Here is a 20,584-nt window from a genome sequence, read left to right as displayed (position 1 = left end):
AGACACGTCGCACACTACCATGTCGACCTGTGCCTCGAAGATCTCCTGGAGCCGTTCCCGGATGGACTCGGTCTGGTTGCTCATCTCCAGCGTGAGGTTCCCGAACATGCAGCCCGACACGGTGCCGCAGCTCTGCTGACCGGCGCGCTGGGTGGCCTCCGTCTCCTCGAACAGCGTGCGGAGCCGTTGCAGCGGTTCCGCGTCGCTGCCGAGGATCCGCGTCCAGGCCTGCTTCTGCGCGGCCCAGTGCTCGTCGATCACGGCCAGGGCCAGGGCTTCCTTGGAATCGAAGAAGTAGTAGAAGCTGCCCTTCGGCACACCGGCCGCCTTGCAGATCTCGGCCACGCCCAGGGCCGAATAGCCGCGCAGCTCGATGAGCGTCTGCGCGGCACTGAGGATCTTGTTCCTGGCATCGCTGGTGCGTCCCATGAGAGCAGTGTACGACCGGTCGTCTATCACCGACCTGTCGTCCGTCGGTTTCCCGGGTCGCGCATGGTTTTCCCCGCTCGGGGCGCCGGGCCGTGCGGGGCGAGCTGCCGGGCGCAGGCGTCCCGTGCCGCGGTGGACAGCAAGGGGCCCGCGCCGTCGAACAACCGGTAGAGAGCGGGGCCGTACCGCTCGGCGAGCTCCTCGTTGTGGGCCAGTACGTCGAGCTCGTTGGCCGCGGTGATCTCCAGGAACGCGCGCAGGTCGGCGTCGTCGACGGTGTGCTCGCGACCGGTGAAACGATCACGGAAGGCGACGGGCCGGCCGGGGTCGATCCGGGGGTAGACGGTGCCGCGGTCGCAGCTCCCGTAGAGGTGGACCAGAGCCTCGGCGCGGTCGCCGATGACCTCGGCCAGGGTCGCTCGCTCGGCGACGGGCAGCAGGTGCCGGTCGAAGCCGTCGGTTCCGTAGGCCGCGTGGCACATCCCCGCGGCCTGGACCGCTTCGTCGGCCCCCCAGTCCGCCAGCAGTTCCCGGACACGGCACAGGTGTGCCAGCAGGGTGCCTCCCGGGTGGGGGATCCCGGCGGCCCCATGAGCGCGCAGGAAGGACTCGACGCGGGACCAGCGGGGTGCGGTCTCGGCGGGGTCGGCCGTGTCGGCGTGATGGGTCATGTCGGCCGCATCGGTCCTGTCGGCCGCATCGGTCCTGTCGGCCGCATCGGTCCTGTCGGCGGCATCGGTCCTGTCGGCCGCATCGGTCCTGTCGGCCGCATCGGTCCTGTCGGCGGCATCGGCGTCGTCGGTCACCTCATGAGTCTTAGTCGTGGCCCGGCCGCGGAGGCAACCCCTGCGCCAGTTGGGCGGCGGCGCTGTCCAGCAGCATGTCCAGGGCCGTCGGATAGGCGCTGGTGACCATGCGGGTGGCGAGCAGAGGTGCGGCCTCGGCGATACGGGGGTGAGTGGCGGCGGGCAGTCCGGCGTACGTGGAGCGCCACATGGCCTCGTCGGCGCGCAGCGCGGCGCTGGGCAGGGCGAGGGAGGCGGCGTCGAGCGCGGCGAAGGCGAGCGTCTGGTCGATGAAGGCGTGGTAGATCCGCACCGTGTCGGGCAGCGGGAACCCTGCGGTGCGCAGCACCTCCAGCACCGCCTCGTCGGCCGCCAGCTCGTTCGCCCGGCCACTGACACGGCTGGCGGTCAGCTGGGCGGCCTGAGGGTGGGCGACGTACGCGGCGTGGATGCGCAGTCCCACGGCGCGCAGGTCGGCCCGCCACTGCCCCGTCGGCCGCCAGCCCCGCAGGGCCCGCCCGATGAGGGCGTCGCCGATGGCGAGCGTCAGGTCGTCCATGCCCCGGAAGTAGCGGTAGAGCGTGCTCGGGTCGCAGTCGAGTGCCAGGCCGAGGCGGCGTGCGGTGAAGCCGGCGCTGCCGTGCTCGCGGAGCATGCGCAGCGCGGTCTCGACGATCAGCCGCTCGGACAGCACGGTGCCGCTCCGGGTGGGGCGGCGGCGTCGCCGCTTCTCCTCCGGCACCACGGGTTTCGCCACGGCGGCCTCCTCAGCGGACCTCTTATGCCAACGCCATTGACCTTACGGGACGCCGGGGCGTTGTATCTGCCGCGAGGGGCGCGCCTCGTTCTCCGTAGGACCGACAGGGAGTTCTTGCCATGCGTGTACTGCTCGTGGGCGCCGGTGGCGTGGGCACCGCGATCACCCGGATCGCGGCCCGGCGCACCTTCTTCGAGGCGATGGTGGTCGCCGACTACGACCCGGCCCGGGCCGAGGCCGCGGTCGCGGCCGTGGGCGACGACGGCCGGTTCGTGGCGGCCCGTGTCGACGCGGGTGACACCGCGGCGGTCGCGGAGCTGCTGGCACGGCACCGCTGCGACGTGCTGCTGAACGCCACCGACCCGCGCTTCGTCATGCCGCTGTTCCAGGCGGCACGGGCGGGCGGCGCGGCCTATCTCGACATGGCGATGTCGCTGTCCCGCCCGCACCCGGACCGGCCGTACGAGGAGTGCGGGGTCAAGCTCGGGGACGCCCAGTTCGCGGAGGCCGCCGACTGGGAGAAGGCGGGCGCGCTCGCACTCGTCGGCATGGGCGTCGAGCCGGGCCTGTCCGATGTGTTCGCACGGTACGCGGCCGACGAACTCTTCGACGAGATCGAGGAGATCGGCGTCCGCGACGGCGCGAACCTCACCGTGGACGGCTACGACTTCGCGCCGTCCTTCAGCATCTGGACCACCATCGAGGAGTGTCTGAACCCGCCCGTCGTGTACGAGGCCGGGCGCGGCTGGTTCACCACCGCGCCGTTCAGCGAACCCGAGGTGTTCGACTTCCCCGAGGGCATCGGTGAGGTCGAGTGCGTGAACGTGGAGCACGAGGAGGTGCTGCTCGTGCCGCGCTGGGTCGACGCCCGCCGCGTCACCTTCAAGTACGGCCTCGGGCGGGAGTTCATCGAGACGCTGAAGACACTCCACCTACTCGGGCTCGACCGCACGGAACCGGTGACGGTGCCGGGCGCCGACGGCCCGGTCTCCGTGTCGCCCCGGGACGTCGTCGCGGCCTGTCTGCCCGACCCGGCGACGCTGGGCGAGCGCATGCACGGCAAGACCTGTGCGGGCACCTGGGTGCGCGGCAGCAAGGACGGCGCACCGCGCGAGGTGTACCTGTACCACGTGGTCGACAACCAGTGGTCGATGGCGGAGTACGGCTGCCAGGCGGTGGTGTGGCAGACGGCGGTCAATCCGGTCGTCGCCCTCGAACTCGTCGCCACCGGCGCCTGGACCGGTTCGGGCGTCCTCGGTCCGGAGGCCTTCCCGGCCGCCCCCTTCCTGGACCTGCTGACGGCGTACGGCTCTCCGTGGGGCATGCGCGAGCAGTGACCCGTACCGGCGGTGGCAGCCGGCGGTCGGACGTCCGGCAGGGCCGGGCGTCCGGTGCGGTGGTGTCCCGGCAGGCCTCGGGGGTGACTCAGAGGTCCGCGGAGCGCGGGGTGTGCACCCAGGCGTCCGCCTCGACGGCGTCGCGGACGTCGGCGGGGCGTGCGGTGCGTACCCAGCCGTCCGGCGGGATCCGGCCCCGCCGCTTCAGGGCGTGACCGTGGCGGGCACGGGCGCCCGCCGAGGCCTCACGACGCGGTACGCGCGGCCCGCAGGTGCTGTGCCGTCTCCGCGGCCCGGTACCCGGGCGCGACACCGTCGACCAGCAGGAGGTCGCCGTCGATGTGCCGGGTGCGCAGGGGCAGCAGCTCCTGGTACGCGGGCGAGTCGTACCAGGCCCGCGCGTCGGCGAAGGAGGGGAAGACGAGGATGACGATCGCGTCCGGCCAGCTGCCTTCCCGGACCTCGCGCTCCGGTGCTCCGTGGACGAGGAACCGGCCGCCGAACGGGTCGAGGGTGTCCTGCACGCGCTCCATGTACGTCAGGACCTCTTCTTGGGGCTCGGCGGTCGGGCGCAGGTTGGCGATGGCGTAGGCGGGCATGCGCTGTCTCCTCTTGTTCGCGGCGCTCCGCACTCGAGCACCGAAGTCCGGTGCGGATCGCGGCACTTGGCTGCCGCTCCGCACGGACAACACTGCCGGGTCGTACCGCGACGGTCGATTACCCGGGGGGTAATGGGCGCCGGAGTCAGGCGGTCACCTTGGCGATGAACGCGGCCAGGTTCACCACCGTGCGCTCGATCTTCTCCTCCAGCGTGAGCGACTCGTGGAGCCTGGCGCCGAGTCCGGCGTCCTTCTTGCCCCGCACGTAGAGCGAGCAGCAGAGGTCGCTGCACATGTAGATGCCCACCGAATTGCCCTGTTGCCCGGCCTTGCCCGCCCTGGGGGCGACCATCAGGGAGACGCCTCCGGTGTGGGTGGTCAGGCATATCGAGCACATGCTGCGCCGCGTCTGCCCGAAGGCGGGGCTGCCGGCCCGCAGCCGGACGGCTCTCGGCCGGCCGTCGAGCTCGGTGACGAGGTAGGCGCGGTCGGGGGCCTGGGGGTCACGCCAGCCGAGGTGGTCGAGGTCGTCCCAGGGCGTCTCGGCCAGCTCACGGGGGACGGACAGGCGCTTCGCCTCGCCCTTGGTGCAGTTCACGAACGCGGCGCGGATCTCTTGCTCGGTGAGTGGCTTCATGAGACGTACGCTAATTTGCCTAAAGCTTTTAGGCAAATGCATAATGGCCTCAGGCTCGTGAAGGGATAGTCATGGCAGGACGTGTAGGACTGACCACCGAACGACTGGTCCGGGCAGGGGCCGAACTGGCCGACCGCGAAGGCTTCGACCAGGTGACGGTCTCGGCGCTGGCCAGGCAGTTCGACGTCAAGGTCGCGAGCCTGTACTCGCATGTGAAGAACTCGCAGGACCTCAGGACCAAGATCGCCCTGCTGGCCCTGGAGGAGCTGGCCGAACGGGGGGCCGATGCCCTGGCCGGGCGCGCCGGCCGGGAGGCGCTGGCCGCGTTCGCGAACGTCTACCGCGACTACGCCCGCGAGCACCCCGGCCGGTACGCCGCCGCCCAGCTGCGGCTCGACCCGGAGACGGCGGCGGCGAGCGCCGGGGTCAAGCACGCGCAGATGATGCGGGCGATCCTGCGCGGTTACGACCTGACGGAGCCGGAACAGACGCACGCGGTACGTCTGATGGGCAGCGTCTTCCACGGCTACGTCAGCCTGGAGACGGCCGGAGGGTTCAGCCACAGTGCTCCCGACTCGGAGGAGTCCTGGTCATGGGTGCTGGACCACCTCGACGGGCTGTTGCGGAGCCGGCCCGCGTCTTGAGCCGGCCTGTTTCTTGAGCCGGCCCGTTTCCTGAGCGGTCCCGGGGCCGGGCCGGAGTCCGCCCGCCCCTCGCCGTACCGCAGATCCCGACATCCGCACCACCGAGATCCACACCACCGGGCAGGAACGATGAACAGCAAGCACCACTGGATCAGCACGCCCATCACCGCGGAGATCGTGCGCGGCGCCCTAGAACTGGAGCACACCGCGCACGGTGTGCTGCCGCACCGGCTGCCGGGCTGGGCCCGTGCCCAGTGCTCCGACGGGCAGCTCGCCATGGCCGAGTCCCAGCCGTCCGGCGTACGGCTGGCCCTGCGCACCCGGGCCACCGCCCTGGAGCTGGACGTCCTGCCCACCAAGCGGGTCTACACCGGCGCCCCGGCCCGTCCGGACGGGGTGTACGACCTGCTCGTCGACGGACGTCTGACGAGCCAGGCGTCGGTGAGCGGCGGCAACGTCCTGACCATCGATCTGACCACCGGAACCGTCGATCACCGGCCCGGCGCGGCGGGAACGCTCGCCTTCACCGACCTGCCCGACGGCGTCAAGGACGTCGAGATCTGGCTCCCGCACAACGAGAGCACCGAACTCGTCGCGCTGCGCAGCGACGCCCCCGTCGAGCCGGCGCCGGACCCGGGCCGCAAGGTGTGGCTGCACCACGGCAGTTCGATCAGCCACGGCTCCGACGCGCAGAGCCCGACCGGCACGTGGCCCGCGCTCGCCGCCGCGCGCGGCAGGGTGGAACTGATCAACCTCGGTCTGGGCGGCAGCGCGCTGCTCGACCCCTTCACCGCCCGCACCCTGCGGGACACCCCGGCGGACCTGATCAGCGTCAAGATCGGCATCAACGTCGTCAACGCGGACCTGATGAGGCTGCGCGCGTTCACCCCGGCCGTGCACGGCTTCCTCGACACGATCCGGGACGGTCACCCCACTGCACCGCTCCTGGTCGTGTCGCCCATCCTCTGCCCCATCCACGAGGACACCCCCGGCCCGTGCGCCCCGGACCTCAGCACACTCGGTACCGGACGGCTCCGGTTCGCGGCCATGGGAGACCCGGCGGAGACGGCGAGCGGGAAGCTGACCCTCACCGTCATCCGCGCGGAACTCGCGCGGATCGTGCGGGAACGCTCGGCCGGCGACCCGCATCTGCACTACCTCGACGGCCGTGACCTCTACGGCGAGGCCGACTTCGCCGAACTGCCCCTGCCCGACCGGCTCCACCCGGACGCCGCCACGCATCGGCGCATCGGTGAGCGCTTCGCCCGGCTGGCCTTCACCGGCGACGGAGCCTTCGCGGACGGCACGACCTGACAACGGCGGGCCGTCGGTCGCGCGTTCCGCTACGCCGTCGGATCCGCGTCGCGCGCGGCGTCCCGTGCGCGCAGCCAGGTCTCGAACTCGCCGGCGACGATGCGCTCGTCGTGCACGCCGGTGGCGGCCTCGGACGCCAGCCAGACGATGGGCGGCCCCATCACCTCGGGCTCCAGGAACTGCCGTCCCTCGGGCACGGAGTCCAAGGGCAGCATCCCCGTCACGGTCGGCCCTCCGGGCAGCAGTTGGTTGACGGTGACACCCGTGCCGCGCAGGTCCGCCGCCATGATCCGGGACAGGGCCTCGCTGCCGGCGCGCGAGGGTCCGTAGGGGACAAATCCGGCCCGGTGCATGGTCGATTCGCTCACCGAGATGTTCACGATGCGGCCACCGCCGACGGCCAGCATCCGCGGGGTGACGTCGCGTGCCACGAGGAAGTAGCCGGTCAGATTGGTGTCGATCACCGCGCGGAAGCCGTCGGCCGACACGTCCCAGAAGCCCTGCGGGTGTGTCATGAAGCGCGGGTTGACCGTGCGCATGCCGATTCCGGCGTTGTTCACGAGCATGTCGATGCCGTCGAGCCGGGACCAGGCCAGGTCGACCGCCTCGGCCACCGAGGACTCGTCGCGCACGTCCATCTCGATGCCGATCGCCCCGGCGAGCCCGGCGGCGACCTCGTCCGCCCGCCTGCCGGACCGGCCGGTGAGCGCGACCGCCGCCCCGGCCTCGGCCAGGGCTGAGGCCATGGCACGTCCCAGCCCGCTCGTCCCGCCCGTCACCAGCACCTTCATCGGTTGGTCTCCGTCCCACGACCCGCGTGTCGGCCCGCGCGCCGCGGGCGCTCCGGCACCGTCGACGCGCTCGTGAAGGCGACGCTAGATCTTGGAGCGCCCTCCAAGTCAAGCGACGGCGCGGCGGGGGCCACACGCTCGTGCGCGCCCGCTCGGCCCCGGTCCCGTCGACCGGACCGGGGCGGCACGCACCACCGAGCCGACTTCCCCCGCCGAGACGGCGTCCCGTTCATCCGGACGGGCGGGAACAGGGCCAAGGTGTTCCGTCGAGGAGGGCCGCGCCCTCCGGCTCCGCGGCCGCCGCCTCCGACAGGGCCGGGTCCGTCCTCGGCCCGACCCCCTTCGCCGGTGTGCCGTCAGCACCCCGCTCGATCTTCGGCGGGACGAACAGGTAACCGACGTTGCGTACGGTGCCGATCAGCGACTCGTGCTCGGGTCCGAGCTTCGCGCGGAGCCTTCGTACGTGGACGTCGACCGTCCTCGTGCCGCCGAAGCAGTCTCACTCGCTTGCGTCCGCCCAGGACGTGGAACAGATACTCCCCCACCCCAAGAGATTCCTGCGGCACGGTCGAAAGCGTCGGACGAGGCCTCGCAGAGGCGAACACCCACGCGCCGGCGCCGCCCGGATGCGGCGCTCGTGTTTCAGCCGGAGACCCATGGGAAGTCGTGACGAGTCGGACATCAGGGTCACCAAGAGGGAGGTGCGACCCCATGTCAACAGGGACAATCCTCGCCATCGTCATTCCCGTGGTGGTGGTGATCGCCCTGCTCGCCGTGGTGGTGTCGATGCTCATGCGCCGCAACCGGCTGCGCGAGCGTTTCGGCCCGGAGTACGAACGCACGGTGGAGGAGGCCGACAGCCGCACGGCGGCCGAACGGGAGCTCAGGGCCCGCGAGAAGCGGCACGACTCGCTGGACATCAAGCCCCTGGACCGAAACGTCCGGGACCGGTACGCGCGGGACTGGACCAGCGTGCAGGAGGAGTTCGTGGACCGTCCCGAGGACTCCGTGCACGACGCCGACCGCCTGGTGACGTCCTTGATGCACGAACGCGGTTACCCCACCCAGGACTTCGACCAGCAGCTCAAGGACCTCTCGGTCGAACACGGCCGCACACTCGAGCACTACCGGGCCGCCCACGAGGTCGACGCGCTGAGCACCGAGCACAGGGCGACCACCGAACAACTGCGGGGCGCAATGGTCCACTATCGCGCCCTGTTCGAGGAGCTGCTCTCCGACGGCGGCGGCGCCCGCCACGCCCGGGTCTGAGTACCCGCCGCACGGACCGCCACCGTCCGAGACACCGAGGCTTCCGGAACGGAGAAGACATGCGACGCGCACGCACACCCGACAGCGCCCGAAAGAGCGGCCTGTCGACCGAGGATCTCGCCAGGCCCCGCGAAGAGAGCACCGAGGAGGCGACCGACGCCCGACGCGACGCGCCCATGTTCCCCGGCGAGAGCACGGGCTCGGCGGACAGCGCCCCGGTCACCCCGGCGGGCAGCTCCTCGGAGTCCCCGGCAGACAGGTCTTCGGAGCCACCTTCCGCCACGCGCTCGGACACACCTACGCGTACGCCCCCGGACACCGCGACGGACAGGACCCCGGACTCCGCGACGGACGCGGCGGACGCGGGGACCGCGCCCACGGCGACGGCCCCCGCCGCACACCCCGACACCCGCACGCGACCCGAAGAGGCACACGCTCCGCGGGAGAACGGCGACGCTCGGGGCGACGACGACGTACAGCTCCTCAGCCGGCAGGACGAGGAAGGGTTCCGCGCGCGCTGGCAGGAGACGCAGAGTCAGTTCGTCGACGACCCGCGCGATGCCGTGCACAGCGCGGACGCTCTCGTGGCCGACGTGATGCAGGAGCTGGCCTCGACGTTCGCCGATCACAAGCGGGAGCTCGAGGACCAGTGGAACCGGGGTGAACAGGCCGACACCGAGGATCTGCGGCTGGCCCTGCACCACTACCGCTCGTTCTTCAACCGTCTCCTCGCGGCCTGAAGCGTCCCGTCGCCTCAGCGTTGGGGGTGCTCCGTGGCCCCCGCGGCGCCGAGGCGACCCGCGCGAGGGGCACCGGTCCAGCGGGTGAGGGCGGCGGTGGCTTCGACACGGTCGGCCGGGGACAGTTCCGCGATGGTCGCGTGATGGTTGCCGCCGTCCGCCCACAGGACCCGGGAGTCGCGGGGGCCGGGGCGGAAGGCCTCCGCGACGGAGGGGTCCTGGGTGCCGTTGACGAAGAGCAGACGGGTGCCGTGACGGCGGACCCAGCGGTCGATGTCGGGCATGGCCTCGGCGTCGAAGGTCATGGGGATGTCGCGGGGGACGAAATTGCGGGGTTCGATGGCGCCCGGGTGGCGCAGGAGCCCGGCCAAGTGCCTCTGGGGGACGTCCAAGTACCCGAGTTGGGTGCCCAGTTGGTAGAAGTACGGGATGAAGTCCTGTGCGACCGTGTCCGTGTAGAGGGCCAGCCCGGCGACATCGTCCAGCCACGCGTACAACTCGTCGGTGGTCGCGGTCGCGGTGGGGATGACGGCCGCGTCCGGGGCCTCGGAGTACTGCCAGAACATGAACGGCGCCCGCAGGACGGCGGTTTCGAGGGCCTTGTCGGCGCTGCCGACGATACGGAAGGTCCTGCCGGTGGAGGCGGCCCAGGCCTCGTACCGGGCGACCATGCCCTCGCGGCGCAGCAGGATCTGCCGCTGCGCCTCCTTGAGGGCGTCGCGGCACTCGCGGGTGCCCACCGTCTCCAGGAAGCGGACGTACGCCGAGTCCTCGCGGTCGTCGACGTTGTTCGGGGCGGAATACACCACGCTGCCGTCCACGTCGTGGGGGTGGAACCGGCGGTGGTACACGGTGGCCATCCCTCCCTTGCTGCCACCGGTGGAGATCCACGCCCCGCGGTGCAGGCCGCGGAAGAGACGCACGACGCGGTGGTGGTCGTCAGCCGCCTGACGGATGGTCAGGAAATCGTAGCCGTGTGCCGCCGGGCGCGAGATGCCGAAGTACCGGTGCTCCACCTGGATCTGGTTGCCGCCGAGCAGCACGGCCGGCTCCGTCCGCCTGGGCTTGAGCACGGCCTCGTAGCCGGTGGTGAACAGCACGGTGGGCCGGTCCACGGAGGTGTGCAGGAGCGTGAGGCGCTGCTCGAACGAGCCTGCCGAGGGGTCCGTGTGGTCGACGGGCTGGCGCAGGCCGAGGACGAAGAAGCGGTAGCCCGGCTCCGCCCCGGCCAGTTCCTCGATCACCCTGAGTCCCGGCAGGGCCCGCAGGGCGTCCAGTACACCGTCGCCCGTGGGACCGGCCGGACGTGCGGCCGCGGCCGCCGGGTTCGCGGTCACGGTCGCCGCGGCGGTGAGGGCCGCCGCGGAAGCCGTCGAAGCGAGCAGATGCCGTCTCGTCCACGTACGCATCCTGAGTCCTTCCCGAGCGGGGCGGCGCCGGTGTCACCAACTCCCCGGCGCGGCACCACGGTCTGTGTCGCTGACCGCTTCAGTACATCCGCCGGACCGGTGCGCGAAGATCCCGCTCGTTGGGGAAGTGCCTCCCTCTGACGGGGGAGACGACGCTCCCGTTCCCCCGCTCCGTCGACACCGCTGCGCGGCTGTCAGCGGCATTCACTTGAGCGCACCGTCACCTCAACGCACGTTCGCTCGACGCCCGTTGGCCGGTCCCTCCGTGCCGACCCGGCCGTAAGGAGGGGCCGGTGGCGGTCGTGCCGAGAACGGCACCGTCTCAGGCGGCGACCCGCTCGGGCGAGATCAGCCACCGCCAGCGTGGACGCTCCGCCAGAAGCGTGGCCGCTGCCATCGCGCTCACCACGAGCGCGGCCCAGAGGGGCCAGGCCACCCAGGACGAGACCACGGCGGCGGCGAGTTGCAGGAGCACGAGCAGGATGGTGACCGGACCCGGCACCGCGACGATCACGTTCGCCTTGTCCCCCGGGGTGGAGAGGACCGTCGGAAGCCCGATCAGCACGACCACGGACAGCACAGCGAGAAGCCAGGAGTAATCCGCCAGCGCCCAGGGGGTCGCCACCCAGGCGACGATCTCCGTCGCGAAGCGCAGCACGGACGCCGTCCGGTCGTCCGGTCGCCCCGAGGTCGTTCCCCCACCCGCAGCATCGGTCACACCGGGACCCTCTCACGGCACACCGCCCACTGTCACCGGTCCGCCGAGCGCACACCCGGCTCCCGCCGCGGCGAGACACCTCGGGGTGCGCCACACCCCTCCCCGCCCAGCACACTCGCCACCGCCGACAGCCCCTCCCGCCCCACCGCACAGCAGCAGGTCACGACCGCCTCCGCCCTTGCCGACAAGGTGTACGCGCCTGCCGCGAATGCTCCCGCGGGCCGTGTCCGCACGCTTCCTGCGCGCCCTCCGCGCGGACACACTGGGGGGCTCGGAAGACGGTTCCGAGTGTGCAGGGGGGATACGACCGTGACCGATCCGAAGAAGCCCGCGCAGCAGCCGGCCGCCGAGAAGAAGGCGCAGGGAGCGAAACCGAAGCAGACGGCACCGCAGCGGAGCACCGCCGTGGAGAAGCATCCCGTCGCCGAGGGCCTGGTCGAGGCGCTCAGGAGGCAGGACGTCCTCCTCGCCGCGCAGGCCGCCGACCAGGAGGTCGCGGCGGAGTCCGACGTCACCGACGAACTGGCCAAGGGCGGGCCGGCGTTGGGGTCGTTCGTGGAGGCCGTCGGGCTCGCGGTCGCCAAGGCCCAGAGCGAGCTGGACAAGTCGCTCGTCAAGACGGCGCAGGCGCTGTCCGAACAGAAGATCCGTGTGATCTCGATCTACGAACAGGTCCTGAACGACGACGGCGTCATGACCCAGGGAAACGCCCTGGAGTCGGAACTGCCGCTCATCAACTTCCTGATGCCGACGGCGTACGCCTGGAAGCGGGTGTACCTCGAAGCGGACATGAGCGTCAGCGAGTTCAACGGCAAGAACGGCCTCAACATCCAGAGTTCCTCGCTGTACGCGTATGCCGCGGCCAACGCGAATTTCGGGCTGTTCAACGTCACCGGATCGGTCAGCGGCGGGTTCGGCTACAGCAACACCAACCTGAACGTCGGCTCCACCGTGAGTCGCGACACGGCGGCGGGCAGCCTGCACCTGGAGGCCACTCTGGAACCGCGCGCCGATGTGCAGCTGCCCCGGCCCTTCGTCATCCAGAAGGGGCCCCGGCTGGTCCTGTCCAGCGGCACGGTCACGGACATCGCCGGCAAGGATCCCGACAACAGGCCGGTCGTGATCGGACGGCAGACCACGCTGACCGTGGAGTGCAGGCGCCCGGACGGGTCCGCCAACTCCGGGAGGACGCTGAGCATCCGGGTCGATCCCGCGGGGCTCGCCTACGAGCTCAGCTCCACGACGACCGGGGCGGACGGCAAAATCACCGTCACGCTCAAGCGGACGGGCGCCCTGTACGACAACGGCGCACCCCCGGTGGACGCGACGATACGGGTGTCGCTCGGCCTGGTCTCCGAGTCGATGTCCCTGCGGTTCTGAGCCGTGGCGGCGACGAATCTGCTGGACTGGCACCGCCCGTTCGCCGACGGCGTGCGCTGGCGACTGACCGATCTGGGTGTGGAGGTCGAGGGTGCGGGTGTGGAACGCACCAAGGGCGAGCCCGCGACCGTGACCCGGGTGTGGAGACTGTTCGGCGCCGCCATCAACCAGACGACCCGCCGGCGCAGGTTCCCGGCGGAGCTGGTGGTGGCCACGATCTGCACCGAGTCCGGTGGCCGGGCCGATGCCGTGCGTCTCGAACCCGGTTACGTGAGCGACGAGCAGACACCCCACAAGGTCAGCCCGGGGCTGATGCAGACCCTCATCAGTACCGCGCGCGAGGCGTTGCGGACGACGGTGGACCGCGCCTGGCTGCTCGACGGCGCCCATTCGATCGAGGCGGGGTGCGCCTACCTGGCACGGCAGTCGGCGAAGACGTCGTACGATCCTCCGCTGGTCGCGGCCGCCTACAACTCCGGCGGAATCCACCACCAGACGGGCAGTCAGAATCGTTGGAAGCTCCGCCAGTTCCCCATCGGCACGGGCGAGCACTGCGACCGGTTCACCCGCTTCTACAACGACGCGGTGGTCGTCCTGGGAGGCTCGCCGCTGCGTCCGGCGATGTCACACCAGGACCTGCTGCGGGAGCAGGTGCGCCCATGACCGGACTTCCGGCCCTGCTGGGGGCGATCGCCGGCTCTCTCCGGCGCACACAGCGTGTCCTGGACGAGCACACCCGGGCGTCGCTGGAGGCGTTCGGGGAGACCGGACAGCCGCCGAACGGGCTTGCCCTGACCCGCACACGCATCGAAGTACACACGCGGGGAGCCCGGTTGACCGTGTCCGTGGTGTTCCGGCCCACGGCCCTGGTCGACTTCGCGGACGCGCTGGACGACGACGGCATGCCTCTCGGCGGTCCAGCGGCGGGGGTCCGCCGAGCGGGGCTCACCGGCGCGGCGGCCCCCGGCAACGCGGGGGCCCGCGGAGCGGGGTTCGTCGGCGCCGCGGTCGGTGGTGCGGCCGAGCACGGAGCGAGAGTCGGCGGCACGACGGTCGGTGGCGCGCTTGCGGGACCCCCGCGGTGATCGTCTCCGTACGGGGACAGGTGCGGATGCCCGGAGGCGCGTCCGCCGAAGGGTGCACCGCCTCGCTCTGGCAGCACCATGCGGGCGAACTGCTGGATCGGGGGCGTGCGGCCTGCTCCAGGGAGGGCGGCTTCAGCGCCGAGGTCTCCCTGCCGGACGACACCGTGTGGCCACCCGTCGTCCTCGTGCAACTCGACCGGGCCGGACGGGTTCTGCCGACGCGCCCGGCTCTCGTCCGCTTCCCGCCGCGCCCGACGGCAGGGCCCGGCGTCATCGACGTCAGCGTGACGGAGGCGTTCACGACCGAGCCGACCCTCGGTGAGGTCGCGGCGTCCGTCGCCACGGCCGCGGGGGCCATGCAGCGGGAGCTGTCGCACTATCCGGTACCGGGCGGCGCGTTCAACGCCGAGGTCGAGATCGCCCTGCCGGTCGCCACCGGGGTGGACGAGTTGGGCCGCTTCCGGGTGCGCGTCGTGGACGCGGCGGCCCCGGAGGGGCAGCCGCTGCGGCTGACCGTGCGGCCCGCCCCGGGCGCGCCGGCCGCGACGCCCGCGCCGCCACCGGTCGATCTGGAGCCACTCGGACTGCTCAACTCGTACCAGCTGCGCAGGCTTCGAGACCTGAGGATCCATGACCTGGCCGAGCTGGCGACGCTGCTGGGGCGTCCGGCGGCGCGGCTCGCCCTCGTCCCGCTGGACCTTCCCGAGACCCCGATCGCCGACTGCCACACCCTGTTGTTCGGGTCCGGTCTGCCGGTGGCCCTCGCGCTGGCCCTGGTCCAGGTCGGTGTGCGTTCCGTGGCGGTGTTCCTCGCCGCCGACCCGAAGGATCTTGCGGAGCGGATCAGGACGCGCTGGCCGACGGACGCGGAGGGTGTCGCCCGCTGGCAGGAGCGGGTCCGTGCCCTCATGCTTCCGCGCGGACCCGACTGAGCGGGCCACGGCCCCCACTCGGTCACCCCCGCACGACCCCGGTGATCCCGTCGGCCCCGCACGGCAGCGGCGATCCCGTCAGCCCCGCACGGCCCCTGCGATCAGGAGGTGAAGCTCCTCCGCCGTGTCGTCGAGGGGCTGTGTGCTGCGTTTGGCACGGCACATGGCCACGGTGCCCTCGACGGCCGCCACGACGAGGGTCGCGAGCCGTGCGGCCCGTGCGGGTTCGACGCCGTGCTCGCGCAGGGACGCGGCGAGGAGGCGCTCCCAGCTCTCGAAGACCTCCTCGGCCGCGGCGAGTGCGGGAGGGATCTCGGTGTCCGGGGGCTCCTCGATCGAGACGGCCGGCACCGGGCACCCTGCGTGCCTGCGGGCACTCACCGCGCACCGCACGAGGATCGCGCGCGGCTACGGCGCCACCACCGCCGAGGAGATCGAACCCGTACGGCACGGCTTCGACATCGCCGTCGAAGCCACCGGGCGCGTCGACCAACTCGCCCTCGCCGTACGGTCGCTGGTGCCGGAGGGTGTCTGCGAGTCGGCGGGCAATCACTTCCGCGCCGGCGAGCTGCCCGTGCTCGACATGTACCTCAGCGGCGTCACCCTGCGCATCGCGCGTGACAACGTACGCCACCACATCCCCGACGCCCTCGAACTGGCCCGCTCCGGACGCGTCGCTCCCGAGCGGGTCGTCTCGCACGTCCTCGACTGGGAGCAACTCCGCGACGCGCTGCCGGAGAAGCACCTCAAGCCCGTCTTCGTGCGCTCCTCCGTCTGACCGCCGGACGGACGGCGCTCGCGCCGGGCACGACGCCCGTCACGTTCCGGCGCGATGGGCGGAGTCCAGGAGGGCCAGATCGTCCTCGGACAGACGCAGCGCGCCGGCGGCCACGTTGTCGACGAGATGGCCGGGGTCGCCGGTGCCGGGGATGGCCAGCACGTGCGGCCCCCGGTGCAGCGTCCATGCGATGCGGACCTGTGCCGTGCTCACTCCGTGCGCGCGTGCGACGGCGCGCACCTCGTCGCTGTCGGTGCCGATCGCACCGGCCTGCCGTCCCGTGCCGGCGATGGCGTAGAAGGGCACGAACGCGATGTTCCGCCGCCCGCACGCGCGGAGGAGTTCGTCGTGTTCGGGCCCTACGCCGATGCCGTACATGTTCTGGACGCAGACCACCGGCGCGATCGCGCGGGCCTCGGCGAGGTGGTGCGGCTGGATGTTCGACAGGCCGAGGTGTCGGACGAGGCCCGCCCGGCGGAGTTCGGCCAGCGCGCCGAAGCGTTCGGCTATCGAGTCGTTTCCGATGATGCGCAGGTTCACCACGTCGAGGTGGTCCCGGCCGAGTTGACGCAGGTTCTCCTCGACCTGGCCGCGCAGGCGCTCGGGGGTGGCGGGTGGCAGCCAAGCACCCGACGGGTGACGGCCGGGACCCACCTTGGTGGTGATCACGAGATCGTCCGGGTACGGGGCCAGGGCCCGGTTGATCAGTTCGTTGGCGGAGCGCAGCGAGGAGAAGTAGAACGCGGCGGTGTCGATGTGGTTCACGCCGAGCTCCACCGCGCGGCGCAGCAGGCCGATGGCCTGGCCGCGGTCGCGGGGCACGGCGTCGTGGGTGAGGGCCGCACCGGTCTGTGTCAGGCGCATCGCGCCGAAGCCGATGCGGTTGACGGTGAGGTCGCCGAGGGTCCAACTGCCCGCTGCCGCAGCCGTGATGGTCGTCGAGGTCATGCCGGGATGTTCTCGGCGCTGTAGGCTCCGGGCCATTGATTAAGACATGGGTGAATCCTCGGAGTGGCCGTGCTGGCGGAGCTGGCGTTCTCGGTGGGCGATCTGGCGCGTGTGCGGTTCGTCGTCTCGCCGATGTGGGAGGTGGGGCCCAGCGTGCGGCTGCTGCGCTCCGGCAGCGCGCACCCCGTGCACCGGACCTGGGCCTGGCAGGTGGGACCACGGCTGGCCGCCGCCGGGCTCGACCGGGGATGGCTGGCCGCGCTGATCGCGCCGTCGGGGTACGTGCCCGACTTCCTCAACCCGGCACCGGACGGCCCTGCTCCCACACTTCACGAGGAACTGGCCGCGATCCGGGCCACGCCGGACGACCGGGTCCGCGAGGAGCTGGACCGGCTCCGTCAGGTCCGAGGCCGACTCGGGCCGCGGCTCGGCCACTTGTACGCAGAGCCGAGCGTCCACCTGGTCCGGGTGACGGAGGAGATCGCCGCGTACTGGGACCTGGCGCTGGCTCCCTACTGGGCGCGACTGCGCACCTGCCTCGACGCCGACGTCTACCACAGGACCCGCCTGGTCGCCGAGCACGGCGTCGGCCGCCTCTTCAACGACCTGCACCCCTCGCTCTGTTGGGACGACAGCGCGCTGCGGCTGTCCTCCCGGCCGCGTCCGCTCTCCCGGCGGACGGCCGGCGCCGGGCTGCTGCTGATCCCGTCGGTCTTCACCGGACCGGGACTGTTCACCAGGGTGACACCACCGGATCCGCCCCAGCTGGCCTATCCCGCCCGCGGCACGGGCACGCTGTGGGCATCGCGGCCCGTCGCCCGCACCGATGCCGTCGCCGCCGTGCTCGGCCGCTCACGAACCCTGCTGCTGGCCGAGCTGCAATCCCCCGCGTCCACGACCGAGCTCGCCCTGCGCACCGGGCTCTCGGCCCCGGCCGTCTCGCAGTGCCTCACCGCGCTGCGCGACGCCGGACTGGTCAGCGCGCACCGGGCGGGCCGGTCCGTGCTGTACGCGCGCACCTTCGCGGCCGAGACCCTGCTCACCGCGTCCTCCCCTTCTCCTCACCCCTGAAGCGCAGCCTCGGCGCATCTTCCGGCCGGGACGTCCCGTGTCCTGTCTCGCCGCATCTTCCGGCCGGGACGTCCCGTGTCCTGCCGACAGGACTACAGGTCACCGGCCCGGTTGCCGGCGCCGGCCGTCGTATTCGGACGACAAGTCCGGCCCCCGCTGGGATCATCGACCCCATGGAGACGCTCAGCACCCCGGCCGTCCTCGCCGCCGTCGCGGACGGACTCGGCGACTGGCGCAAGCTGGCCCAGTCCCTCACCACCCGTTATCCGGTCGCGGACATCGTCGCAGGAGCCGCGTTCGTGGCCGCCGTCGCGGAGGCCGCGGCGTCCGCGGGGCGCGACCCGGAGGTCCGGCTGGGCCACGGATGCGTCGACGTGGCCCTGTCGTCCGAGGACGACACCCGGGGCGGTCGGTGGATCACCGCGCAGGACCTCGATCTGGCCCGCACGATCAGCGGGATCGCCCGGGAGCACGACCTCACCGCCACCCCGGGTGCGGTGGCGCAGGTGGAGCTCGGCCTCGACACCGCCGACGACACGGCTGTCGGCCCGTTCTGGTCCGCGCTGCTGACCGGCGACCCGGGCAACACCGTGTTCGACACGGTCCTCGACCCGACGAACCGCGTACCCAACGTGTGGTTCCAGCGGACCGACGCGCACGACACGCCGCGCCAGCGCTGGCACATCGACCTGTGGCTGGCTCCGGAGGTCGCCGGGGAACGCATCGCGGCCGCCGTGGCCGCGGGTGGCACGGTGGTCGACGCCTCCGAAGCACCGTCCTTCACCGTGCTCGCCGACGCCGACGGCAACAAGGTGTGTGTCTGCACCGCCCTCGACCGCGGCTAGGGGGTTTCGTTCGGATCAGGTCGGATCAGGCCGCGGCGTCCGGTGCGGTGCATCGCACGGCGGAGGATCACCCGCGTACTGGGCGTACTCGGGTGGTCCGACAACGCGGCGAGGTGCCGTGCCGGGCGTCGCGGACCCGGGCTGATCCAAAACGAAACCCCCTAGGGCCCCGTGACGGGCGCGCGGGTGCCCGGGCCACTCGTCGCGCCGACCGTCGCGGTCACCCGGTACGGCGCCGGCCGGTGGGTAGAGTCGCCGCTCATGAGCGACGAGTGGCGCAAGGACCGGATCGGCAGCGCGCTGCGGGGTGAGAACCCCGCGGTGCTGCGGCGTCTGGACGCGGGGTTCGCGGTGATCGGGGACGTCCAGTTCCTGCCGGGGTACTCGGTGCTCCTGGCGGACGATCCCGCGGTGCAGCGGCTGTCGGACCTGCCGAAGGGCAGGCGGCTGGCCTTCCTCTGCGACATGGACCGTCTCGGCGAGGCCGTCGAGCGCGCCTGCCGACGGCTGGACCCGGCCTTCCGCCGGGTGAACCTGGAGATCCTCGGGAACACCGACGGATTCCTGCACGCTCACGTGTGGCCGCGGTTCGAGTGGGAGCCCGCGGACCTGGTGGGCCTGCCGGTGTGGCTCTACCCGCGGGAGATGTGGAGCGAGGAGGACTACGCCCTCGGACCGCGGCACGCCGACCTGCGCGAGGCGATCGGTGACGAACTCGACCATCTGGCACGGTCGCCGAGCTGAACACCGAGCCCGCGTCACCGGCCCCGCCGGACTGCCACAGGTCCACAGGTCCACAGCCGCCGGGCAGCCGCCGGTCCGCCGCCGTCAGGCAATGATCAGTTCCGACGCCGTCGGACGATGGCCACGTCCGACACCACCGGACGATGGCCACGTCAGACACCACCGGACGGAGATCACATCCGGCAACCCCGGACACCCTCCAGGTACGGCACCACCCGGCAGCGCTCGGTCCGGACCCCTGCCGGGCCTTCCTCACGCCCGTACCGCAGAGCCCCGCTCACTCATCCGTGGCGCGCACAGGATCCGCTTCCGGCGCACCCGTTTGCCCTCGATCGCCGCGACGGTCAGCCGTGCCGCCTCCGCGGCGATCTCGGCCAGCCCCCAGTCGACGGTGGTCAGCGGCGGTGTGAGCACGCGTGAGACGGGGTGGTCGTCGAAGCCGACCACGGAGACGTCCCGCCCGACCGTGAGCGAGGCCTCCGCCGCGGCCGCGTACACCCCGTAGGCCAGCGAGTCGGAGAAGCAGAAGACGGCGGTGGTGCGCCGTCCGCCGTCCAGGACGCCCCGCGCCACTGCCGTCGCCTCGCTCAACTCCTGTGGACACGGGACCAGTTCGGCCTCCAGGCCGAGCCGGTCGGCCGCCTCGCCGACATAAACGTCGGCGGGCCGGTCCGGTGTGCTCGGCCGAGTGGGCGTCAGCACCGTCACCCTGCGGTGGCCGAGCCGGTGCAGATACTCCAGTACGGCGTCGATGCCGGCCCTGTTGTCGAAGATGACCTGCCCCGCCGTGCGGGCCCGGTTCAGCGAGTCCCCCACGGCCACCACGGGCAGCGCGTCGGCGATCGCCGCCCAGTCCTCCGCCGAGGGGTTCACGGGAGACACGAGCAGCGCGTCCACCCGCTGGTCGCGCAGCTGTTTGGCGAGTGCGAGCTCCCGGTCGGGGTCGCCGCCCGCGTCCACGATGAGCGCGTACCGGTCGCCGACCAGCAGCTCTCGTCCGATGGCGGCCATCAACTGCTGCTGCCAGAGGTCCTGAAGGTCACCCGCGAGGACGCCGACCATGCTCGTACGGCCGCTCGCCAGGGCGCGCGCAATGGGGTCGGCCTCGTAACCCAGCTCGGCGGCGGCCCTGCGCACCCGTTCCTCGGTCTCCTTGGAGACGTGCTGGCCCCGCAGGGCGTAGGAGACGGCGGCGGTGGAGAGGCCCGTGGCCTCGGCCACCTCCCTGAGGGTGGTGCGTTTGTTGGGCCTGGCCATGCCGGGAAGCCTACCGGGACCTGTCCGATCCGTGGGCGAAGGCTTGACACGCCTTCTTGTTAAGCGGTTAAGTTAAACGCATCACTGAAGCGCTTAACCTCGCCTCTCCCCCAGC

General features: G+C 71.9%; 23 protein-coding genes and 2 pseudogenes. 13 read left to right on the top strand and 12 right to left on the bottom strand.

The window, feature by feature from the left end; translation table 11 throughout:
* The 3 genes from ACSYGO_RS40635 to ACSYGO_RS40625 form a co-directional block, all read right to left on the bottom strand.
* The coding region (locus tag ACSYGO_RS40635; protein WP_460389647.1) for a TetR/AcrR family transcriptional regulator at positions 1 to 429 on the bottom strand (429 nt) is incomplete at its 3' end.
* A gap of 26 nt (positions 430 to 455) precedes the next feature.
* Positions 456 to 1,235, bottom strand: a complete 780-nt coding sequence (locus tag ACSYGO_RS40630; protein WP_460389646.1) for a DUF6817 domain-containing protein — start codon at positions 1,233 to 1,235, stop codon at positions 456 to 458.
* A 10-nt stretch (positions 1,236 to 1,245) separates the two neighbouring features.
* Positions 1,246 to 1,971 (bottom strand): TetR/AcrR family transcriptional regulator, encoded by a 726-nt coding sequence (locus tag ACSYGO_RS40625; protein WP_426676441.1) that lies wholly within the window; start codon positions 1,969 to 1,971, stop codon positions 1,246 to 1,248.
* A 119-nt stretch (positions 1,972 to 2,090) separates the two neighbouring features.
* Between ACSYGO_RS40625 and ACSYGO_RS40620 the strand changes: the two genes are divergently transcribed.
* Positions 2,091 to 3,308 carry a saccharopine dehydrogenase family protein gene (locus ACSYGO_RS40620; RefSeq protein ID WP_432173187.1) on the top strand — a complete coding sequence of 406 codons (1,218 nt, stop codon included), beginning with the start codon at positions 2,091 to 2,093 and terminating at the stop codon, positions 3,306 to 3,308.
* Positions 3,309 to 3,553: 245 nt separating this feature from the next.
* On the opposite strand, the gene ACSYGO_RS40615 is transcribed toward ACSYGO_RS40620, so the two are convergent.
* Positions 3,554 to 3,907, bottom strand: a complete 354-nt coding sequence (locus ACSYGO_RS40615) for a DUF1330 domain-containing protein (RefSeq protein ID WP_426676443.1) — start codon at positions 3,905 to 3,907, stop codon at positions 3,554 to 3,556.
* A gap of 145 nt (positions 3,908 to 4,052) precedes the next feature.
* Positions 4,053 to 4,544 (bottom strand): FBP domain-containing protein, encoded by a 492-nt coding sequence (locus tag ACSYGO_RS40610; protein WP_460389645.1) that lies wholly within the window; start codon positions 4,542 to 4,544, stop codon positions 4,053 to 4,055.
* A 71-nt stretch (positions 4,545 to 4,615) separates the two neighbouring features.
* On the opposite strand from ACSYGO_RS40610, the gene ACSYGO_RS40605 reads away from it, so the two are divergent.
* Both ACSYGO_RS40605 and ACSYGO_RS40600 read left to right on the top strand, forming a co-directional pair.
* Positions 4,616 to 5,188 carry a TetR/AcrR family transcriptional regulator gene (locus ACSYGO_RS40605; protein ID WP_432173190.1) on the top strand — a complete coding sequence of 191 codons (573 nt, stop codon included), beginning with the start codon at positions 4,616 to 4,618 and terminating at the stop codon, positions 5,186 to 5,188.
* A 129-nt stretch (positions 5,189 to 5,317) separates the two neighbouring features.
* The gene (locus ACSYGO_RS40600; RefSeq protein WP_460389644.1) at positions 5,318 to 6,502 is read left to right on the top strand and encodes a GDSL-type esterase/lipase family protein; all 1,185 of its coding nucleotides are present in this window, start codon (positions 5,318 to 5,320) and stop codon (positions 6,500 to 6,502) included.
* Positions 6,503 to 6,531: 29 nt separating this feature from the next.
* Here ACSYGO_RS40600 and ACSYGO_RS40595 read toward each other — a convergent pair whose 3' ends face one another.
* Both ACSYGO_RS40595 and ACSYGO_RS40590 read right to left on the bottom strand, forming a co-directional pair.
* Positions 6,532 to 7,293: an SDR family NAD(P)-dependent oxidoreductase gene (locus tag ACSYGO_RS40595; RefSeq protein WP_460389643.1), complete on the bottom strand. Its 762-nt coding sequence runs from the start codon at positions 7,291 to 7,293 to the stop codon at positions 6,532 to 6,534.
* A gap of 229 nt (positions 7,294 to 7,522) precedes the next feature.
* Positions 7,523 to 7,792, bottom strand: a pseudogene (locus ACSYGO_RS40590) (winged helix-turn-helix domain-containing protein); the annotation flags it as partial.
* A gap of 212 nt (positions 7,793 to 8,004) precedes the next feature.
* On the opposite strand from ACSYGO_RS40590, the gene ACSYGO_RS40585 reads away from it, so the two are divergent.
* The gene (locus tag ACSYGO_RS40585) at positions 8,005 to 8,562 is read left to right on the top strand and encodes a hypothetical protein (protein ID WP_426676448.1); all 558 of its coding nucleotides are present in this window, start codon (positions 8,005 to 8,007) and stop codon (positions 8,560 to 8,562) included.
* Between the two features lie 59 nt (positions 8,563 to 8,621).
* Positions 8,622 to 9,302, top strand: a complete 681-nt coding sequence (locus ACSYGO_RS40580; protein WP_460389642.1) for a hypothetical protein — start codon at positions 8,622 to 8,624, stop codon at positions 9,300 to 9,302.
* Positions 9,303 to 9,316: 14 nt separating this feature from the next.
* Here ACSYGO_RS40580 and ACSYGO_RS40575 read toward each other — a convergent pair whose 3' ends face one another.
* Positions 9,317 to 10,711, bottom strand: a complete 1,395-nt coding sequence (locus ACSYGO_RS40575) for a S28 family serine protease (RefSeq protein WP_460389641.1) — start codon at positions 10,709 to 10,711, stop codon at positions 9,317 to 9,319.
* A 322-nt stretch (positions 10,712 to 11,033) separates the two neighbouring features.
* On the bottom strand, positions 11,034 to 11,429 hold the full coding sequence (locus tag ACSYGO_RS40570; protein WP_460389640.1) for a hypothetical protein: 396 nt from the start codon (positions 11,427 to 11,429) through the stop codon (positions 11,034 to 11,036).
* 309 nt (positions 11,430 to 11,738) lie between these two features.
* Between ACSYGO_RS40570 and ACSYGO_RS40565 the strand changes: the two genes are divergently transcribed.
* From ACSYGO_RS40565 to ACSYGO_RS40550, 4 genes are read left to right on the top strand one after another with little or no spacing between them, the layout of a single operon-like run.
* A complete protein-coding gene (locus ACSYGO_RS40565; protein ID WP_460389639.1) occupies positions 11,739 to 12,809 on the top strand; it encodes a hypothetical protein in 1,071 nt (356 codons plus the stop codon).
* A gap of 3 nt (positions 12,810 to 12,812) precedes the next feature.
* On the top strand, positions 12,813 to 13,472 hold the full coding sequence (locus ACSYGO_RS40560; protein ID WP_426676453.1) for a transglycosylase SLT domain-containing protein: 660 nt from the start codon (positions 12,813 to 12,815) through the stop codon (positions 13,470 to 13,472).
* On the top strand, positions 13,469 to 13,894 hold the full coding sequence (locus ACSYGO_RS40555; RefSeq protein ID WP_460389638.1) for a hypothetical protein: 426 nt from the start codon (positions 13,469 to 13,471) through the stop codon (positions 13,892 to 13,894). Before ACSYGO_RS40560 ends, ACSYGO_RS40555 begins: the two co-directional genes overlap by 4 nt.
* Positions 13,895 to 13,920: 26 nt before the next feature.
* Positions 13,921 to 14,826, top strand: coding sequence for a hypothetical protein (locus ACSYGO_RS40550; protein ID WP_460389637.1), 906 nt, complete (start codon positions 13,921 to 13,923; stop codon positions 14,824 to 14,826).
* 78 nt (positions 14,827 to 14,904) lie between these two features.
* Here ACSYGO_RS40550 and ACSYGO_RS40545 read toward each other — a convergent pair whose 3' ends face one another.
* Positions 14,905 to 15,177 carry an LmrA/YxaF family transcription factor gene (locus tag ACSYGO_RS40545; protein ID WP_460389636.1) on the bottom strand — a complete coding sequence of 91 codons (273 nt, stop codon included), beginning with the start codon at positions 15,175 to 15,177 and terminating at the stop codon, positions 14,905 to 14,907.
* A 49-nt stretch (positions 15,178 to 15,226) separates the two neighbouring features.
* Between ACSYGO_RS40545 and ACSYGO_RS40540 the strand changes: the two are divergent.
* Positions 15,227 to 15,604, top strand: a pseudogene (locus ACSYGO_RS40540) (zinc-dependent alcohol dehydrogenase); the annotation flags it as partial.
* 39 nt (positions 15,605 to 15,643) lie between these two features.
* On the opposite strand, the gene ACSYGO_RS40535 reads toward ACSYGO_RS40540, so the two are convergent.
* On the bottom strand, positions 15,644 to 16,552 hold the full coding sequence (locus tag ACSYGO_RS40535) for an aldo/keto reductase (protein WP_460389635.1): 909 nt from the start codon (positions 16,550 to 16,552) through the stop codon (positions 15,644 to 15,646).
* A gap of 69 nt (positions 16,553 to 16,621) precedes the next feature.
* On the opposite strand from ACSYGO_RS40535, the gene ACSYGO_RS40530 reads away from it, so the two are divergent.
* The 3 genes from ACSYGO_RS40530 to ACSYGO_RS40520 all read left to right on the top strand — a co-directional run bounded on the left by ACSYGO_RS40530 (position 16,622) and on the right by ACSYGO_RS40520 (position 19,212).
* Positions 16,622 to 17,623: an ArsR/SmtB family transcription factor gene (locus tag ACSYGO_RS40530; protein ID WP_460389823.1), complete on the top strand. Its 1,002-nt coding sequence runs from the start codon at positions 16,622 to 16,624 to the stop codon at positions 17,621 to 17,623.
* 173 nt (positions 17,624 to 17,796) lie between these two features.
* Positions 17,797 to 18,468 carry a VOC family protein gene (locus tag ACSYGO_RS40525; protein WP_460389634.1) on the top strand — a complete coding sequence of 224 codons (672 nt, stop codon included), beginning with the start codon at positions 17,797 to 17,799 and terminating at the stop codon, positions 18,466 to 18,468.
* 261 nt (positions 18,469 to 18,729) lie between these two features.
* A complete protein-coding gene (locus tag ACSYGO_RS40520) occupies positions 18,730 to 19,212 on the top strand; it encodes a diadenosine tetraphosphate hydrolase (RefSeq protein ID WP_426676458.1) in 483 nt (160 codons plus the stop codon).
* Positions 19,213 to 19,464: 252 nt separating this feature from the next.
* Here ACSYGO_RS40520 and ACSYGO_RS40515 read toward each other — a convergent pair whose 3' ends face one another.
* Positions 19,465 to 20,469, bottom strand: coding sequence for a LacI family DNA-binding transcriptional regulator (locus ACSYGO_RS40515; RefSeq protein WP_345658888.1), 1,005 nt, complete (start codon positions 20,467 to 20,469; stop codon positions 19,465 to 19,467).
* Positions 20,470 to 20,584 lie beyond the last annotated feature (115 nt).

It is taken from the genome of Streptomyces krungchingensis, from assembly GCF_054729265.1.
Note: the sequence above shows the minus strand (reverse complement) of the source record. Positions and strands in the feature narration are given on the sequence as shown.

Bases quoted from the DNA above. Each gene is read 5' to 3' on its own strand.
- ACSYGO_RS40620 (WP_432173187.1), top strand. From the start codon at position 2,091: ATGCGTGTACTGCTCGTGGGCGCCGGTGGCGTGGGCACCGCGATCACC.
- ACSYGO_RS40615 (WP_426676443.1), bottom strand. From the start codon at position 3,907: ATGCCCGCCTACGCCATCGCCAACCTGCGCCCGACCGCCGAGCCCCAA.
- ACSYGO_RS40610 (WP_460389645.1), bottom strand. From the start codon at position 4,544: ATGAAGCCACTCACCGAGCAAGAGATCCGCGCCGCGTTCGTGAACTGC.
- ACSYGO_RS40605 (WP_432173190.1), top strand. From the start codon at position 4,616: ATGGCAGGACGTGTAGGACTGACCACCGAACGACTGGTCCGGGCAGGG.
- ACSYGO_RS40600 (WP_460389644.1), top strand. From the start codon at position 5,318: ATGAACAGCAAGCACCACTGGATCAGCACGCCCATCACCGCGGAGATC.
- ACSYGO_RS40595 (WP_460389643.1), bottom strand. From the start codon at position 7,293: ATGAAGGTGCTGGTGACGGGCGGGACGAGCGGGCTGGGACGTGCCATG.
- ACSYGO_RS40585 (WP_426676448.1), top strand. From the start codon at position 8,005: ATGTCAACAGGGACAATCCTCGCCATCGTCATTCCCGTGGTGGTGGTG.
- ACSYGO_RS40580 (WP_460389642.1), top strand. From the start codon at position 8,622: ATGCGACGCGCACGCACACCCGACAGCGCCCGAAAGAGCGGCCTGTCG.
- ACSYGO_RS40575 (WP_460389641.1), bottom strand. From the start codon at position 10,711: ATGCGTACGTGGACGAGACGGCATCTGCTCGCTTCGACGGCTTCCGCG.
- ACSYGO_RS40555 (WP_460389638.1), top strand. From the start codon at position 13,469: ATGACCGGACTTCCGGCCCTGCTGGGGGCGATCGCCGGCTCTCTCCGG.
- ACSYGO_RS40550 (WP_460389637.1), top strand. From the start codon at position 13,921: ATGCCCGGAGGCGCGTCCGCCGAAGGGTGCACCGCCTCGCTCTGGCAG.
- ACSYGO_RS40535 (WP_460389635.1), bottom strand. From the start codon at position 16,552: ATGACCTCGACGACCATCACGGCTGCGGCAGCGGGCAGTTGGACCCTC.
- ACSYGO_RS40525 (WP_460389634.1), top strand. From the start codon at position 17,797: ATGGAGACGCTCAGCACCCCGGCCGTCCTCGCCGCCGTCGCGGACGGA.
- ACSYGO_RS40520 (WP_426676458.1), top strand. From the start codon at position 18,730: ATGAGCGACGAGTGGCGCAAGGACCGGATCGGCAGCGCGCTGCGGGGT.
- ACSYGO_RS40515 (WP_345658888.1), bottom strand. From the start codon at position 20,469: ATGGCCAGGCCCAACAAACGCACCACCCTCAGGGAGGTGGCCGAGGCC.